General features: G+C 67.4%; 15 protein-coding genes. 11 read left to right on the top strand and 4 right to left on the bottom strand.

The annotated features are described in order from the left end of the window. Nucleotides 1–6 precede the first annotated feature (6 nt). The 9 genes from ON33_RS13645 to ON33_RS13605 all read left to right on the top strand — a co-directional run bounded on the left by ON33_RS13645 (nt 7) and on the right by ON33_RS13605 (nt 7752). Complete coding sequence (locus ON33_RS13645) at nt 7–954, top strand: VOC family protein (protein ID WP_040858875.1); 948 nt, start codon at nt 7–9, stop codon at nt 952–954. A gap of 110 nt (nt 955–1064) precedes the next feature. Beyond that, on the top strand, nt 1065–2669 hold the full coding sequence (locus ON33_RS13640) for a flavin-containing monooxygenase (RefSeq protein WP_051152056.1): 1605 nt from the start codon (nt 1065–1067) through the stop codon (nt 2667–2669). 31 nt (nt 2670–2700) lie between these two features. Continuing rightward, nucleotides 2701–3645, top strand: a complete 945-nt coding sequence (locus ON33_RS13635; protein WP_040859205.1) for an alpha/beta hydrolase — start codon at nt 2701–2703, stop codon at nt 3643–3645. Continuing rightward, nucleotides 3642–4526: an SDR family NAD(P)-dependent oxidoreductase gene (locus ON33_RS13630; protein ID WP_040858873.1), complete on the top strand. Its 885-nt coding sequence runs from the start codon at nt 3642–3644 to the stop codon at nt 4524–4526. The genes ON33_RS13635 and ON33_RS13630 overlap by 4 nt, the downstream gene beginning before the upstream one ends. Beyond that, entirely contained in the window at nt 4526–5410 is an 885-nt protein-coding gene (locus tag ON33_RS13625; protein ID WP_040858872.1) for an SDR family NAD(P)-dependent oxidoreductase, read from the top strand. The genes ON33_RS13630 and ON33_RS13625 overlap by 1 nt, the downstream gene beginning before the upstream one ends. Then, nucleotides 5407–5943, top strand: coding sequence for a flavin reductase family protein (locus ON33_RS13620; RefSeq protein WP_083868929.1), 537 nt, complete (start codon nt 5407–5409; stop codon nt 5941–5943). The genes ON33_RS13625 and ON33_RS13620 overlap by 4 nt, the downstream gene beginning before the upstream one ends. Then, a complete protein-coding gene (locus ON33_RS13615) occupies nt 5940–6200 on the top strand; it encodes a hypothetical protein (RefSeq protein ID WP_040858871.1) in 261 nt (86 codons plus the stop codon). Before ON33_RS13620 ends, ON33_RS13615 begins: the two co-directional genes overlap by 4 nt. A gap of 84 nt (nt 6201–6284) precedes the next feature. Further along, complete coding sequence (locus tag ON33_RS13610) at nt 6285–7148, top strand: alpha/beta fold hydrolase (protein WP_040858870.1); 864 nt, start codon at nt 6285–6287, stop codon at nt 7146–7148. 40 nt (nt 7149–7188) lie between these two features. Further along, a complete protein-coding gene (locus ON33_RS13605; RefSeq protein WP_051152055.1) occupies nt 7189–7752 on the top strand; it encodes a PaaI family thioesterase in 564 nt (187 codons plus the stop codon). Between the two features lie 161 nt (nt 7753–7913). Here ON33_RS13605 and ON33_RS13600 read toward each other — a convergent pair whose 3' ends face one another. The 3 genes from ON33_RS13600 to ON33_RS13590 are packed head-to-tail and all read right to left on the bottom strand — an operon-like array spanning nt 7914 to nt 9801. Further along, complete coding sequence (locus ON33_RS13600) at nt 7914–8720, bottom strand: SDR family NAD(P)-dependent oxidoreductase (protein WP_040858868.1); 807 nt, start codon at nt 8718–8720, stop codon at nt 7914–7916. Nucleotides 8721–8771: 51 nt separating this feature from the next. Beyond that, nucleotides 8772–9461: a Dabb family protein gene (locus tag ON33_RS13595; RefSeq protein ID WP_040858867.1), complete on the bottom strand. Its 690-nt coding sequence runs from the start codon at nt 9459–9461 to the stop codon at nt 8772–8774. After that, a complete protein-coding gene (locus ON33_RS13590; protein WP_040859201.1) occupies nt 9454–9801 on the bottom strand; it encodes a hypothetical protein in 348 nt (115 codons plus the stop codon). Before ON33_RS13590 ends, ON33_RS13595 begins: the two co-directional genes overlap by 8 nt. 104 nt (nt 9802–9905) lie before the next feature. Here ON33_RS13590 and ON33_RS13585 point away from each other — a divergent pair, with 104 nt between their 5' ends. Beyond that, a complete protein-coding gene (locus tag ON33_RS13585; protein WP_040858866.1) occupies nt 9906–10586 on the top strand; it encodes a PadR family transcriptional regulator in 681 nt (226 codons plus the stop codon). A gap of 1 nt (nt 10587) precedes the next feature. On the opposite strand, the gene ON33_RS13580 is transcribed toward ON33_RS13585, so the two are convergent. Beyond that, the gene (locus ON33_RS13580; protein WP_040859199.1) at nt 10588–11361 is read right to left on the bottom strand and encodes an IclR family transcriptional regulator; all 774 of its coding nucleotides are present in this window, start codon (nt 11359–11361) and stop codon (nt 10588–10590) included. Nucleotides 11362–11654: 293 nt separating this feature from the next. On the opposite strand from ON33_RS13580, the gene ON33_RS13575 reads away from it, so the two are divergent. Next, complete coding sequence (locus ON33_RS13575; protein ID WP_040858865.1) at nt 11655–12899, top strand: ABC transporter substrate-binding protein; 1245 nt, start codon at nt 11655–11657, stop codon at nt 12897–12899.

Genomic DNA, 12899 nt, shown 5'->3' with positions numbered 1-12899 from the left:
ACAGCGATGACCGAAATCAAGGGGCTCGGCTACGTCCGGGTTGTCGCCACCGACATGGATCGTTGGCGTGAACTGGGTTTCGAAGTACTTGGATTCGCAACCGGTTTCGGCCCGGAGGACGACGCCCTGCACTTCCGGATGGACGAGCGGCCCGCTCGCATCACCGTTGAACGCGGTGACGCCGACCGCGTGACCGCCGTCGGGTGGGAGGTTCGCGACGGGCTCGCCCTGCGTCGGCTGGCCGGGCATCTGGAATCCTGCGGATTCACCGTCACCCCGATGTCTCAGCAACTGGCCGACCGGCGCCGGGTCGAGGCGGGGTTCAGCATGAAGGATCCCGGCGGGACGCCGCTCGAGTTCTTCCATGGCCCGGTGCTCGAGCACAGCCCCGTGCTGACCAAGTACGGTCAGCGTTTCGTCACGGGACAGCAGGGTATGGGCCACGTGGTGATGCCGACGACCAACTTCGACGAGTCCTTCACCTTCTACAACGAGACCCTGGGGTTCCTGTCCCGCGGCGCTTTCCGGATGCCCACTCCGCCGGAAGCCCCGCCGATGCGGATCCGTTTCATGGGGGTCAACCAACGCCACCACAGCCTGGCGATCATGCCGAGCCAGGCGGGCCGCGACCCGGGTCTGATCCACGTGATGGTCGAAGTGGACGAACTCGACGCGGTCGGCAGTGCCTACGATCAGGTGCTCGCGCGCGACTTCCCCGTGTCGTCCACTCTGGGCAGGCACACCAACGACAAGATGATCTCCTTCTACGTCCGAGTGCCCGGCGGCTGGGACATCGAGTACGGCTTCGGCGGCAAGCTCGTCGACGAGAGCTACTACACCGCTGAAGAGATCACCGCGGACAGCTACTGGGGCCACGAGTGGATGTGGATGCGGGAGATGAAGGACGCCCATAAGGCTGCGGCCGACGCGGCCGCCGAGACGGTCCGCGCCTGAGGCGCGGCCGGAACCCGAGGGCCGCTGGGTGGTACCCGCCACTTCGGAAGCCGTTGTGCCACTTAAGGTCTGGCTCCACCGATCTCACCTCATCGAGGAAAGTGATTCTTGTGACAACTCAGGACAACGATTTCGACGCCGTCGTCGTCGGGGCGGGGATTTCCGGCCTGTACACGGTGTACAGGCTGCGCGCCCGCGGAATGCGCGTGCACGGCTTCGAATCCGCCGAAGGCGTGGGCGGCACCTGGTACCACAACCGGTACCCGGGCGCCCGCTGCGACGTCGAGAGCATCGACTACTCCTACTCCTTCGACGAGCAGCTGCAGCAGGAATGGACCTGGTCGGAGCGGTTCGCGACGCAGGAGGAGATCCTGCGCTACCTGGATCACGTCGCCGACCGGCACGACCTGCGCTCGGCCTACGACTTCCTGACCAGGGTGAGCGCCGCCGTCTACGACGAGCGGGCCCGGCGTTGGACCATCACCACCGACACCGGCCGCACCGTGACCGCGCGCTTCTGCATCCTGGCCACCGGCGTGCTGTCGGCGACCAACAAGCCCGACATCGCGGGCGGCGACACCTTCGGCGGCGAGATCTACCACACGGGTGAATGGCCGCACGAGCCCGTGGATTTCGCCGGCAAGCGGGTCGGCGTCATCGGAACCGGATCGTCGGCCATCCAGGCGATCCCGGTGATCGCCGAGCAGGCCGAGCACCTCTACGTCTTCCAGCGCACGCCGAACTATTCGATTCCGGCGGGCAACCGTCCACTGGACCCGCAGTTCGTAGCCGAAGTGAAGGCGAACTACGCCGAACGCCGTGAGCAGTCGCGCCGCAGTGGCGGTGGCACCCCGAACAGCCCGTACCCCAAGGGCGCGCTGGAAATCGACGCCGCCGAGAGGACCCGGATCTACGACGAATGGTGGCAGCGCGGCGGCTACCTGTTCGCCAAGGCTTTTCCGGACCAGATGACGAACCTGGCCGCCAACGACACTGCCCGCGAATACGTCGAGGCCAAGATCCGCGAGATGGTGCATGACCAGGAACTCGCCGACCAGCTGATCCCCAATGACCACCCGATCGGCACCAAACGCATCGTCACCGACAGCGGCTACTTCCAGACCTACAACCGCGACAACGTCACCCTGGTGAACCTGCGGCGCACACCGATCGAGGCGATCACCGAGACCGGTGTGCGAACCACCGAGGCTTCCTACGACCTCGATGCGCTGATCTTCGCCACCGGTTTCGACGCCATGACCGGGTCGCTGTCGCGAATCGACATCCGCGGCCGGGACGGCCGGGAGCTGCGCGAGGAATGGGCTGCCGGCCCCCGTACCTATCTCGGGCTCGCGGTGGCCGGCTTCCCGAACATGTTCATCCTCGCGGGCGCGGGCAGCCCCAGCGTGCTCGCGAACATGGTGCTGATGGCCGAGCAACACGTGGATTGGATCGCCGACTGCCTGGACCATCTCGACGAGCACGGGTTCGGCACCGTCGAGGCCAGTGCGCAGGCGGTCGACGACTGGGTCGCCGAGTGTAACGAGAAGGCGGCGGGCACATTATTCCCTTCCGCGAATTCCTGGTACATGGGCGCGAACATCCCCGGCAAGCCCCGGGTGTTCATGCCCTACATCGGCGGATTCGGCACTTACAGCGCCATCAGCGCTGAGGTCGCCGCTGGCGGATACAAGGGCTTCGAGCTCGGTGTCTGATCCCCTGAGAACGAAGAAGGATGTGGTCGAGATGGGCGGACAGCGACGGTCCGATCTGCACCCGGATGTCGAGGCGATGCTCTCGGCGCTGGAGTCGTTTCCCGATGTGACTCTGCATGAGGCGGCCGAGCTGCGCGAGATCATCGTGTCCAGGCGCGCGCCGTTGACCAGGGAGCCCGCCATGCGGCGCGCCGAGGACCTGGTCATCGCCGGCCCCGGCGGTGACCTGCCGGTCCGGGTGTATGTGCCCGAGCGGGCGCGGGATGCCGCGCTGCCGGTGGTGGTCTTCGCGCACGGCGGCGGCTTCGTCTTCTGTGATCTGGACAGCCACGACGAGTTCTGCCGGTCGATGGCCCTCGCCGTCGGCGTCGTGGTCGTCTCGGTCGACTACCGGCGTGCGCCCGAGCACCCCGGCCCCGCGGCGATGGAAGATGTGTACGCGGCCGTGGTGTGGGCGGCCGGGCGCGCCGCTGAGTACGGCGGCGACCCCGACCGGATCGCGGTGGCCGGCGACAGCGCCGGCGGCAACCTGGCGGCAACGGTGAGCCTGGCCGCACGGGACCGCGGCGGTCCACGCATCGCCGCACAGATCATGCTCTACCCGGTCATCGACGACGATTTGACCACCGAGTCGTACCAGCGTTACGGCGAGGGCTACTACAACACCACCTCGTCCATGCGCTGGTATTGGCAGCAGTACGCGCCGAACGGCACCGACAACCCGTACCTGGTGCCCAGCAAGGCCGAATCGCTGGCCGGGCTGCCGCCCGCGGTGGTCGCCACCGCCGAACTCGACCCGCCGTGTGCGGCGGGGGAGGACTACGCCCGCCGGCTCGCCGAGGCCGGCGTGCCGGTGATCACGCACCGTTTCGACGGGCTCTTCCACGGTTTCTTGACCTTCCCGAGCCTTTCGCTGACCGGCCCGGCCCGTGAACTGGTCTGGAAGATGACCCGCGACGTACTGGAGATTTCATGATGTCGCGACTCACGGGCCGCAAGGCGCTGGTCACCGGCAGCAGTCGTGGCATCGGCCGGGCAATCGCCCAGCGGCTGGCCGCCGAAGGCGCGACCGTGGCTGTGACCGCCCGTGCGGGGAACCCCAGCCCATCGATTCGAGACGGGGATACCCACGTGCTCGCCGGCACGCTGGCCGAGACCGTGGCGCTGATCGAGGCGGCCGGTGGCCGGGCGATCGCGATACCCGCCGACCTGGAGGACGACGAGCAGCGCGCCGGCCTGGTCGACCGCGTTGCCGAAGAACTCGGCGGGCTCGACATCCTCGTCAACAACGCCGGATTCGCCGACTACAGCGCGATCGAGAAGATGAGTGACGCGACGTTCCACCGGACCGTCCAGCACTATCTCGAAGTGCCGTTCGTGCTCACCCGCGCCGCGATCCCGCACCTGCGCAAGGGCGGCGGCTGGATCGTCAATATCGGGTCGTCCACCGGGCTCAGTCCCATTCGGCCGTTCCGTGAATACAACAAGACCTCCGGCGACATCGTCTACGCATCGGTGAAGGCCGCGCTGCACCGCTTCACCCAGGGACTCGCCGCCGAGCTGCTCGACGACGGGATCGCGGTCAACGCCGTCGGCCCATCGACGGCGATCATGACTCCGGGCGCGGCGACGCTGCTCCCGGAGGGCTATGACACCGAGCCGGTCGAGTACCTGGCGCAGACGGTGCTGGAGATGTGCACCGCTCCGGCCGCCGACCGCACCGGGCTGGTGGCCTTCAGCCTGCACTACCCGTACGCGACGAACACCACGGTGCGCTCGCTCGACGGCCGCGCCGAGCTGCCACGGCGGGAGCCGCCGACCTGGGCGAATCCGAACATTCTGCCGGAGGGGGCGTGATGGGCGCGGTTGCGCGGCAACGCTTTTCCCGCGGCACCGCGGTCGTCACCGGTGCGGCCGCGGGTATCGGCCGGGGTTTGGCCCACCACCTCGGGACGCTGGGCATGACCGTGGTCGTCGCCGACATCGACGGGCCACGGGCCGCCGAGGCCGCCGCCGAGATCGTCGCTCGGGGCGGGGCGGCGGAAGCACACCAGGTCGACGTCGCCGACGAGGCCGCGGTCGAGGCCATGGCGGCGACGATCTTCGCCCAGCACGGCAGCGTCGAATTGCTGATCAACAACGCGGGTGTCGAATCGGCCGGGTTGCTGTGGGAGGTCGCCGCCGATCGGTGGCGTCGCCTGATGCAGATCAATGTCGACGGTGTCTTCTACAGCTTGAAGTCGTTCGTACCGCGCATGATCGCGGCGGGCACGCCGTCCTGCGTGGCCAACCTGTCCTCGGTCGGCGGAATCAACACCGTAGCCGTGCAGTCGCCCTACATCGTCAGCAAGTTCGCGGTGCAGGCGATGACGGAGTGCCTACACCAGGACCTGTCCATCATCGGAGCCCCGATCCAGGTCAGCGCTGTGGTTCCGCACTCGATCCGCAGCGAGATCTTCCTCGCGGCCCAGCGCGCGGCACCCACCGCGGACCCCACCGCCAACGCTGTGTTCGCCGCCATGCAGCGCGACAACGTGGAGAAGGGGCTCGACCCGCTCACCGCCGCCGAGCACATGATCGAGCAGATCGCCAGCGGCGATTTCTGGGTCTTCTCCGACGACGCGATGTGCACGGCGGCGATGACGAGGCGCGGTGACCAGCTGCGCAGCCTGGCTCCGCCCGCGAATCCCCGAGACATGCTCGCCCGCATGGGCGTTCCACTTCCCGAAGGCAGCTCATGACCACCATCAGCAGCGTGACCGCACCGACGGCCGCCGACCTCCCCGAACTCGATCCGACGCTGATGCGCACCGTGCTCGGGCACTTCGCCACCGGCGTCGTCGCGATCACCGGCATCGATCCGGAGACCTCGGCGCCGACGGGCCTGGCCGCGAACTCGTTCACCTCGGTGTCGCTGGACCCTCCGCTGATCGCGTTCTGCGTGGCCGCGACCAGCACCTCCTGGCCGCGGGTACGCGCCGCGGGGCCCTACACGGTGAACATCCTCTCCGCGGCCCAGGAGCCGGTGTCCAGGCAGCTCGCGGCGCGTGGCGCCGAGAAGTTCCGTGGCATCCGTTGGCAGCCGTCCCCGGCCGGAGCGCCGATCCTGACCGACTGCCTGGCCTGGATCGAGGCCGAGCTGGAAGCCGAGCACCCCGCGGGCGATCACACCATCGTGGTCTCCCGGGTGCGTCACCTGTACGCCGCGGACCTGGCGCCGCTGATCTTCTTCCGCGGCCGCTACGGCGGTGTCGGCGAGGAATTGTCGCGATGACCCTGCGGCCGCTCGACTGTGAGCGCTGCGGCCAGCGGGTGCTCATCGAGAAGTTCAGCCCCGCCCACACCTCGGTGCAGTGGACCGGGGATGTCGGCAGCTGCCCGGTGATCGCGGCCCAGAACCTCGATGTCGGGCACCGGGACCGCGGTTGCGACGTGCTGCACCGCAGTATCGACCGTGCGGTACGCGAGCACGCGCTGGCCGAGTCCCGCATCGAGCTGCCCAGCGGCGACACCATTCCGCGACTGCACTGAGTTGCCGATGCGCCGGCCCGAAAAGGCGTGCCGCTCAACGGGAACAGGCCCGGAAACTGCTTCCCGCGGTGGCAGGCTCGGGGCATGAGCACACCGGTCGAAACCAGAGTCGTCCCCGAACTGCGGGAACTGCCCACCGAGCAAGGCGTATTGCGCTACCGCGAGAGCGGCGACGGCCCGCCCCTGCTCCTGCTGCACGGCTCCGGCCCGGGTGTCTCGGGATGGCGCAACTTCGGCGACAACGTGCCGGTGTTCGCGCCCCACTACCGCACGCTCGTGCTGGAATTCCCCGGCTTCGGGGTCAGCGACGACTTCGGCGCTCCGCACCCGATGATGTCCGCCCAGCAGGCGGTCGCCGCCTTCCTGGACGGGCTCGGCCTGGACCGGGTGCGGATCATCGGCAATTCCATGGGCGGCTTTGTCGCCACCGATTTCGCGCTGGCGAATCCCGAGCGGGTGGACCGGCTGGTCACCATAGGCGGGATCGGCACGCCGCTGTTCAGCGCCTCCCCGGGCGAGGGGATCATCCGGCTGAGCGAGTTCGTCGAGAACCCGACGCGGGAAGCGCTGATCGCCTGGCTGCATTCGATGGTCTACGACCCGGCGTTGGTGACCGAGGAGTTGGTCGAGCAGCGCTGGGAACAGGCCACCGATCCGGCGACACTGGAGAACTCACGCCGCATGTACGGCCGGGCGGCGCTGGCGCGGATGGCCGAGGCGGCCCGGGCCGCCGAGACACCGGGCTGGGCCAAGCTCGGCCGGATCACCGCGCCGGTGCTGATCACCTGGGGCCGGGACGACCGGGTCAGTCCGGTGGACATGGCGCTGCTGCCCATGCGCACAGTGCGCAACGGCGAGATTCATATCTTCCCCAACTGCGGGCACTGGGTGATGGTCGAGCAGAAGGAAGCCTGGGAAGCCGTGGTGCTGGCCTTCCTGGCCCGCTGACCCCCGTAGCTCGGTGGACGAATTCGAGTGCGACCGTGCGATGTACGAGCCGTTGACACAGTCGGTGCGGCGGTTGATCGATGCCGCCGTTCGCACCGAGACCGACTCGGGCACGGTGGTGCAGGCGCAGGCATTGATCGACGAAGCCACCCGGTTGCTGTCGCGGCGGCTGGTCCCGGGATCGTTCGGCATCCGGCGAACCGCCGCCGGTCGCATCATGACGTGGGGGAACGTCGCGGTCGGCCTGCGCAATCCAGTCGCGCCGCCGCTGGTGATCGAGCGTGAGCCGGACGGGTCGGTGTGGTGTGAAGCCGAACTCGGGGCCGCGTACGAAGGCCCGCCCGGCTGCGTGCACGGCGGGATCTCCGCCCTCATTCTCGACCAGCTGCTCGGATCCGCCGCGTACCGGCCCGGACAGCCGGCCTGGACCGCCACACTCACGGTGCGGTACTTGCGACCGATGAGTCTGGGCCGGCTGCGCGCCGAAGCCCGGGTGGACCGGCACGAGGGCGTCAAGACCTTCGCCTCTGCCCATCTCGCGGACGCCGAGGGGATGACGGTGGCCGCCGAAGGCGTGCTCATCCGGCCCCGCGAGCCGACCTAGCCGCAGCTGTCTGTGGGCTGCCCCGGTACGGCTCCACTGGCGGGGCCGCGGCTGCTGTCGGTGGCCGACCCCGCATGCACGGAAACGGCCCCTGGACCGGAAACTGTGAGTTCTCCGGTCCAGGGGCCATTCGCTCGTGTCCGGCCGCGATCCGGTGGGGGTCACATATGCGAGCCGCCGTCGACGCGGACCTCGGTGCCGGTGATGAAATACGCGTCAGGTGAGCCGAGCATCGCCACGACCGATGCCGCCGAATCCGGCCCGGCGAAGATGGCGCCGTCGGGCAGGGGGAGCGCGGGCGCGACCTTGGTGAACAGCGTGAAGTCTGCGTCGGCGGGCAGACCCGGGCCGACGCTCTGCTTGGCCTCGCCGGTGCCGTCGGTCATGCCCGAGGAGATCGACCCGGGTTGCACACTGTTGAATCGGATGCCCTGCTTGCTGAATTCCATGGCCAACGCGTGGGTCATCGATTGGATGCCGCCCTTGGACGCGGCGTAGGCGGACATGTACGGGTGCGCGAACATCGAGGAGGTGGAGCTGAAATTGACCACCGCCGGAGCAGTGCCCTGACGCAGCGCAGCGATCGACTCCCTGGTCACCAGGAAGGTTCCGACAAGGTTGACCCGCAGCACCTGCTCGAACTCGGCGAGGGTGGTCTGTTCGAAGTGCCCCGAGCGCAGCACGCCGGCCGCGTTGACGAGCGTGTCGAGACCGCCGAGCCACCCCACAGCGTCCGCGACTGCGGTGCGCACGGATTCCTCGTCTCCGATATCGGTGACGACGGTGTGCAGGCGCTCACCCGCGTCGCCGGCCTTGGCGAGGGTGTCCTTCAGCCCCGTCTCGCTGATGTCGGCCGCTGCGACCCGGCCGCCTTCGTCGAGAATTCTCAGTACGGTGGCCTGACCGATTCCGGACCCACCACCGGTGACCAGGACGCGCCGGCCGGCGTAGCGCTGCAGTTTCGACATGTGGATTTCTCCCGTTCCGAGTGGTTGGAGGCTCCGACGGCGGAGGCGCTGCTAACGGTGCTGCGCCGCCGACAGTGCCGTCGGCGCGGTATCGATGATGATCGGCTTGGATATAGCGCAAAAGCTGTGGCACACACGGTCTTTCACGATCCGCTCCGGGCACTCCGGATCGAACCAGCGGTCGACATGACCCCAGTGCACCGGATGATTCATGTAGGACCCGAGCAGCGCGTCCGCATCGATGAACTCCTGCTCCCACACGTGTGTCCAGCGCGTCGTGCCGGTCGCGTGGGCGACCCGGCTCAGCTGCCAAGCCTGAATTCCCGAGACGTGTTCGGGCATCTGCACCATCGCGTGTTCGAACCGGCTCACTTCGGACGGTGACGCCGAATCGTCCACGCGCAGCAGCAATGTCCGGTAGACGGTGGGAACGCTCGTGGATCGGCGGCGTCCCGTCCAATCCTGTGCGGCCGACCCGCCGATGTATTGAACGGATTCGGTGCTGCGGATCGAGGGCCCGGAGGTCACGGCGTCGATCGGCGCACGCGAGTGCGACCATTCCGCCTCCGACTCGAACTGGAAGTGGGCCAGGATGTCTCCGCCGTTACGGGCCCCGGGCATGGTCGCCGCGATGAGCTTGTGGTGCGCCGGGGTCGACTCGGCGGCAACGGTGACTTCGCGGAGTACGGCGTCGGTCGCCGCCGGATGGGTCAGGTGGAGCAGGCGCGTGACCTTATACATTGCACAGTCCTTCCACGGCGTCGGCCGCGGCGGCCATGGACCGATCGCGTTCGATGATCATGGGGGAGACCGAGTTCCACCATTGCGCGTACGCCGGATCGTGACGGCCTTTCAAGGCCGCGGCCCACCACTGCTGCGGACCCTCGACGGTCCAGGTGGCGGTGACGACAGTGCTCTCCTGGTCGATCCAGGCGGGCGGGCTGACCAGAACTCGATCCAACGTGAGTCCGCGCGCTAGCGCGCCGGGCGCGTACTCGTTCAGATAGGCGTCGATGAAAGCGCGCGCCTTGCCGGGTTCGAGCACAATCCGGTCGATGATGTAGATGGTGCTGTCGCTCATGGTGATCAACGTAGGCGGGACACAACCGAGCCGATCCGCACCTTCCCGTCAGCCGGGAGCAACGCGAACCGGGTGGCGCAGAACGCCTTGTAGGCTGGGCAATCATGTGTGCGGACGTCGATCCTTTCCCGAGCCTGGCGGCTACGAGCTGGGCTGTGCTGGGCATGCTGTCCTTCGGCGAGGAGTTGACCGGCAACGAGCTGAAGAAGTGGGCGGACTGGAGCATCGGGTTCTTCTACTGGAGCCCCTCGGTCAGCCAGATCTACGGTGAGCTCAAGAAGCTCGAAGATCTCTCGCTGGTGCAGTCTCGGATGGTCGCGGACGAGGGGATACGCAATCGGCGGCGCTACCGGATCACCGCGGCCGGTCTGCTTGCTCTGCGGAATTGGTCCAGAGACTCCGACGTGGATATGCCGGTGCTCAAACATGGTGTGATGCTTCGTCTTTGGATGGGGCACTTGCACGATCCCGAACAGCTGAAGCGCATCGTGCGAACCCACATCGACAATCTGCGCGATCGCGCGCGGCGGGCGGGGCGTCACGCCGATCGGTCGGATCCCGAACCGGGGTGGGCCTTCAGTCAGATGAGCCTGCGGTGGTCGCAGCGCTATTTCGAGGCCGAGATCGAACTGGCCGAGAAGTTGCTCGCCGACATCGACACCGCGGCAGAGCATTATCGTTCCTCGGTGATCACCGACGAGTATGGACTGCCGGTGCCACGTCACCCGGGCAGTTGGCGCACCGTCGGCGACGACGATCCGGATTCCGGGGATCGATCGGAATAGGTCAGCCTTCCGCCAGGACGGAGGGCGCGGTCGGTAGCGATCGCAGGATGTTTCGGCGCTGCAAGGTCGGGGTGACGAAGCCGGTGTTGAGGCTGCGCGCGATGGCGACGGCCGTGAGCTGGACCGGTGTGGTCATGCGGCTGTCGAACGACATTCGGTTCAGAGGGCCGCAGATCGACACCGCGGTCTTCGCCTCACCGATCTCTCCGATTGGTGCGGCGATACATCCGAAGCCGCTGAGCGCACCGTTTCGTTCCGCCGCGTACCCCAGCTGGCGGATCGATTCCCCGTCGGGCGCCTCGGGATTGTCGAACGCCAGCAGCGCCTTGCCCAGCGCCGTTCTGGCTGCGGGCAGGCGTCCGCCGACGCGGGTCGGCACCTGGGCGGCCAGCCGTCCGCCGATCTTGTCCAGGTACACCACGTCGTCACCGTCGAGAACCGCCAGGTGCACCACCATGCCGGTGGCTCGGTAGAGGTGGTGCAGGTGTTCACCCGCCGCGGCGTGCACGCGGTCCTGGTGGACCGCCAGCGAGCCCAGTTCGACCAGCCGGATGCCGAGACTGTAGTTGCGGCCCTGCCGGTGCAGCCAGCGCAGGTACACCAGCCGATCGAGCATCCGATGTGCCGATGAGCGGGGCAGGCCGGTCCGGTAGACGATGTCGGTGAGGCCGAGGCTTTCGTGTCCGTCGAAGGCCTCGAGGACGAGGGTCATCCGGTCGAGAATGTTGCTGGGGGCGTTCGCCTCCGTCGGCCGAATCTCCTGCCTAACGGTCATTTTGTGCTCCTCGTTGACACACATCGACGATCTGACGTCGCTATTTCAATTAGAAAATAGTGGCACACCGTCATCGATCTGTGAAGTGGGTCACCCGGTCGCCGTCAAGCGGGCCGAGCGCGAGATTCCCGCGAGCGTTATCCCGGTGGCCGGGAAACGGTGTCCGTGGCCTTGTGTGCGATCCGCACATAATCGCCGCTGACATCCGACTGTGATGCACATCATGCGAAGGGTGAGCGGTGCCGGCGAACGCCCGGGCCTGCCTGCTCTTCGCCAGAAGGAGATCTTTGATCATGAAACTTGGCGGACTCACCCGGCACCGGCGAACAGTTGCCGGAATCAGCACCTTGGCCCTGTTGGGCGCGTTGGGCGCGGCGGCGTGCAGCAGTGACAACAAGTCGGACAACAGCGCGGTCGCCGGTGCTTCGACGACGTCGTTGCCCGACCATGCCGCGACCGGCGATCCGGTGAAGATCGGCTTCATCTCCACCGAGGGCGGCGCGGTCGTCTCGATCCCGGAGATGCGCGAAGGAGCGCAGGCGGCTGTCCAGTACGTGAACAAAAATGGCGGCGGATTGGCGGGCCGCCCGATCGATCTCGTGGTGTGCAAGCAGCAGGAGGAACCGACCTCGGCCACCAAGTGCGCCAACGAGCTGGTCGAGCAGAAGGTCGCGGCCGTACTGTCGCCCGGCACCTCCCAGGGTGCGGTCATCGTGCCGATCGTCGCCGGGGCGGGAATCCCGTATGTCACGCTCAACGGCGTCTCGCAGGTCGAGTTGACTTCGCCGGAATCTTCGTCGTTGTCGGCCGGATTGTCGGGAACCATCGTCGCCATGGCGCAGGCGGCCAAGAAGGAGAACATGAAGTCGTTCGCCCTCTTCGCCAGTGACGGCGGCGGGATGGGCGCGATGATCAACGCGATGGGCGCGCCGATCTTCCAGGCCGCCGGTGTCGAGCTGAAGGTGGTGCCCATCGCCCTCGGCGTGCCGGATCCCACCCCGCTGGTCACATCGGGTCTGTCGGCCAAGCCGGACGGGGTCAGCGTCATCGCCGACGCCGCGACCTGCACCTCGGTGTACAAGGCGATCCAGACCACGGATCCGAGCACGAAGAAGGTCTACATCCCGGTCTGCCTGGACCCCGCGGTCACCAACATCATCGGGATGGACGCGGTAAAGGGCAGTATCGGCATCACTGCGACGGACTACCTCTCCGACCGGCCGGACACAGTTCTCTACCGGTCGGTGCTCCAGAAGTACGCATCCGATGTGAACATCACCGGGGCGGCATCGTCGGGCTACCAGATCGTGATGGCGTTGGTGGGGGCCACCAAGAACCTGCAGGGTCAGGTCGATGCAGCCGGTATCAAGCAGGCCCTGAAGACCGCCCAGAACGTCGAGATGCCGGCCGGCGGCGGTGTGACCTTCACCTGCAACGGCACCGCCGTGCCTCAGATGCCCTCGATCTGCTCGCGCCAGATGCTGATCGGCCAGATCAACGACAAGGGTGTTCCGGTGAATCTCGAAGTGACCGGATAA

Origin of the sequence: Nocardia niigatensis NBRC 100131, from assembly GCF_000308655.1 — a bacterium.
GTDB lineage: Bacteria > Actinomycetota > Actinomycetes > Mycobacteriales > Mycobacteriaceae > Nocardia > Nocardia niigatensis.
This window is presented reverse-complemented; position numbering and strand designations above follow the sequence as displayed.

Coding starts and splice junctions, on each gene's coding strand:
- ON33_RS13645 (WP_040858875.1), top strand. CDS start 7: ATGACCGAAATCAAGGGGCTCGGCTACGTCCGGGTTGTCGCCACCGAC.
- ON33_RS13635 (WP_040859205.1), top strand. CDS start 2,701: ATGGGCGGACAGCGACGGTCCGATCTGCACCCGGATGTCGAGGCGATG.
- ON33_RS13630 (WP_040858873.1), top strand. CDS start 3,642: ATGATGTCGCGACTCACGGGCCGCAAGGCGCTGGTCACCGGCAGCAGT.
- ON33_RS13625 (WP_040858872.1), top strand. CDS start 4,526: ATGGGCGCGGTTGCGCGGCAACGCTTTTCCCGCGGCACCGCGGTCGTC.
- ON33_RS13620 (WP_083868929.1), top strand. CDS start 5,407: ATGACCACCATCAGCAGCGTGACCGCACCGACGGCCGCCGACCTCCCC.
- ON33_RS13615 (WP_040858871.1), top strand. CDS start 5,940: ATGACCCTGCGGCCGCTCGACTGTGAGCGCTGCGGCCAGCGGGTGCTC.
- ON33_RS13610 (WP_040858870.1), top strand. CDS start 6,285: ATGAGCACACCGGTCGAAACCAGAGTCGTCCCCGAACTGCGGGAACTG.
- ON33_RS13605 (WP_051152055.1), top strand. CDS start 7,189: ATGTACGAGCCGTTGACACAGTCGGTGCGGCGGTTGATCGATGCCGCC.
- ON33_RS13600 (WP_040858868.1), bottom strand. CDS start 8,720: ATGTCGAAACTGCAGCGCTACGCCGGCCGGCGCGTCCTGGTCACCGGT.
- ON33_RS13595 (WP_040858867.1), bottom strand. CDS start 9,461: ATGTATAAGGTCACGCGCCTGCTCCACCTGACCCATCCGGCGGCGACC.
- ON33_RS13590 (WP_040859201.1), bottom strand. CDS start 9,801: ATGAGCGACAGCACCATCTACATCATCGACCGGATTGTGCTCGAACCC.
- ON33_RS13585 (WP_040858866.1), top strand. CDS start 9,906: ATGTGTGCGGACGTCGATCCTTTCCCGAGCCTGGCGGCTACGAGCTGG.
- ON33_RS13580 (WP_040859199.1), bottom strand. CDS start 11,361: ATGACCGTTAGGCAGGAGATTCGGCCGACGGAGGCGAACGCCCCCAGC.
- ON33_RS13575 (WP_040858865.1), top strand. CDS start 11,655: ATGAAACTTGGCGGACTCACCCGGCACCGGCGAACAGTTGCCGGAATC.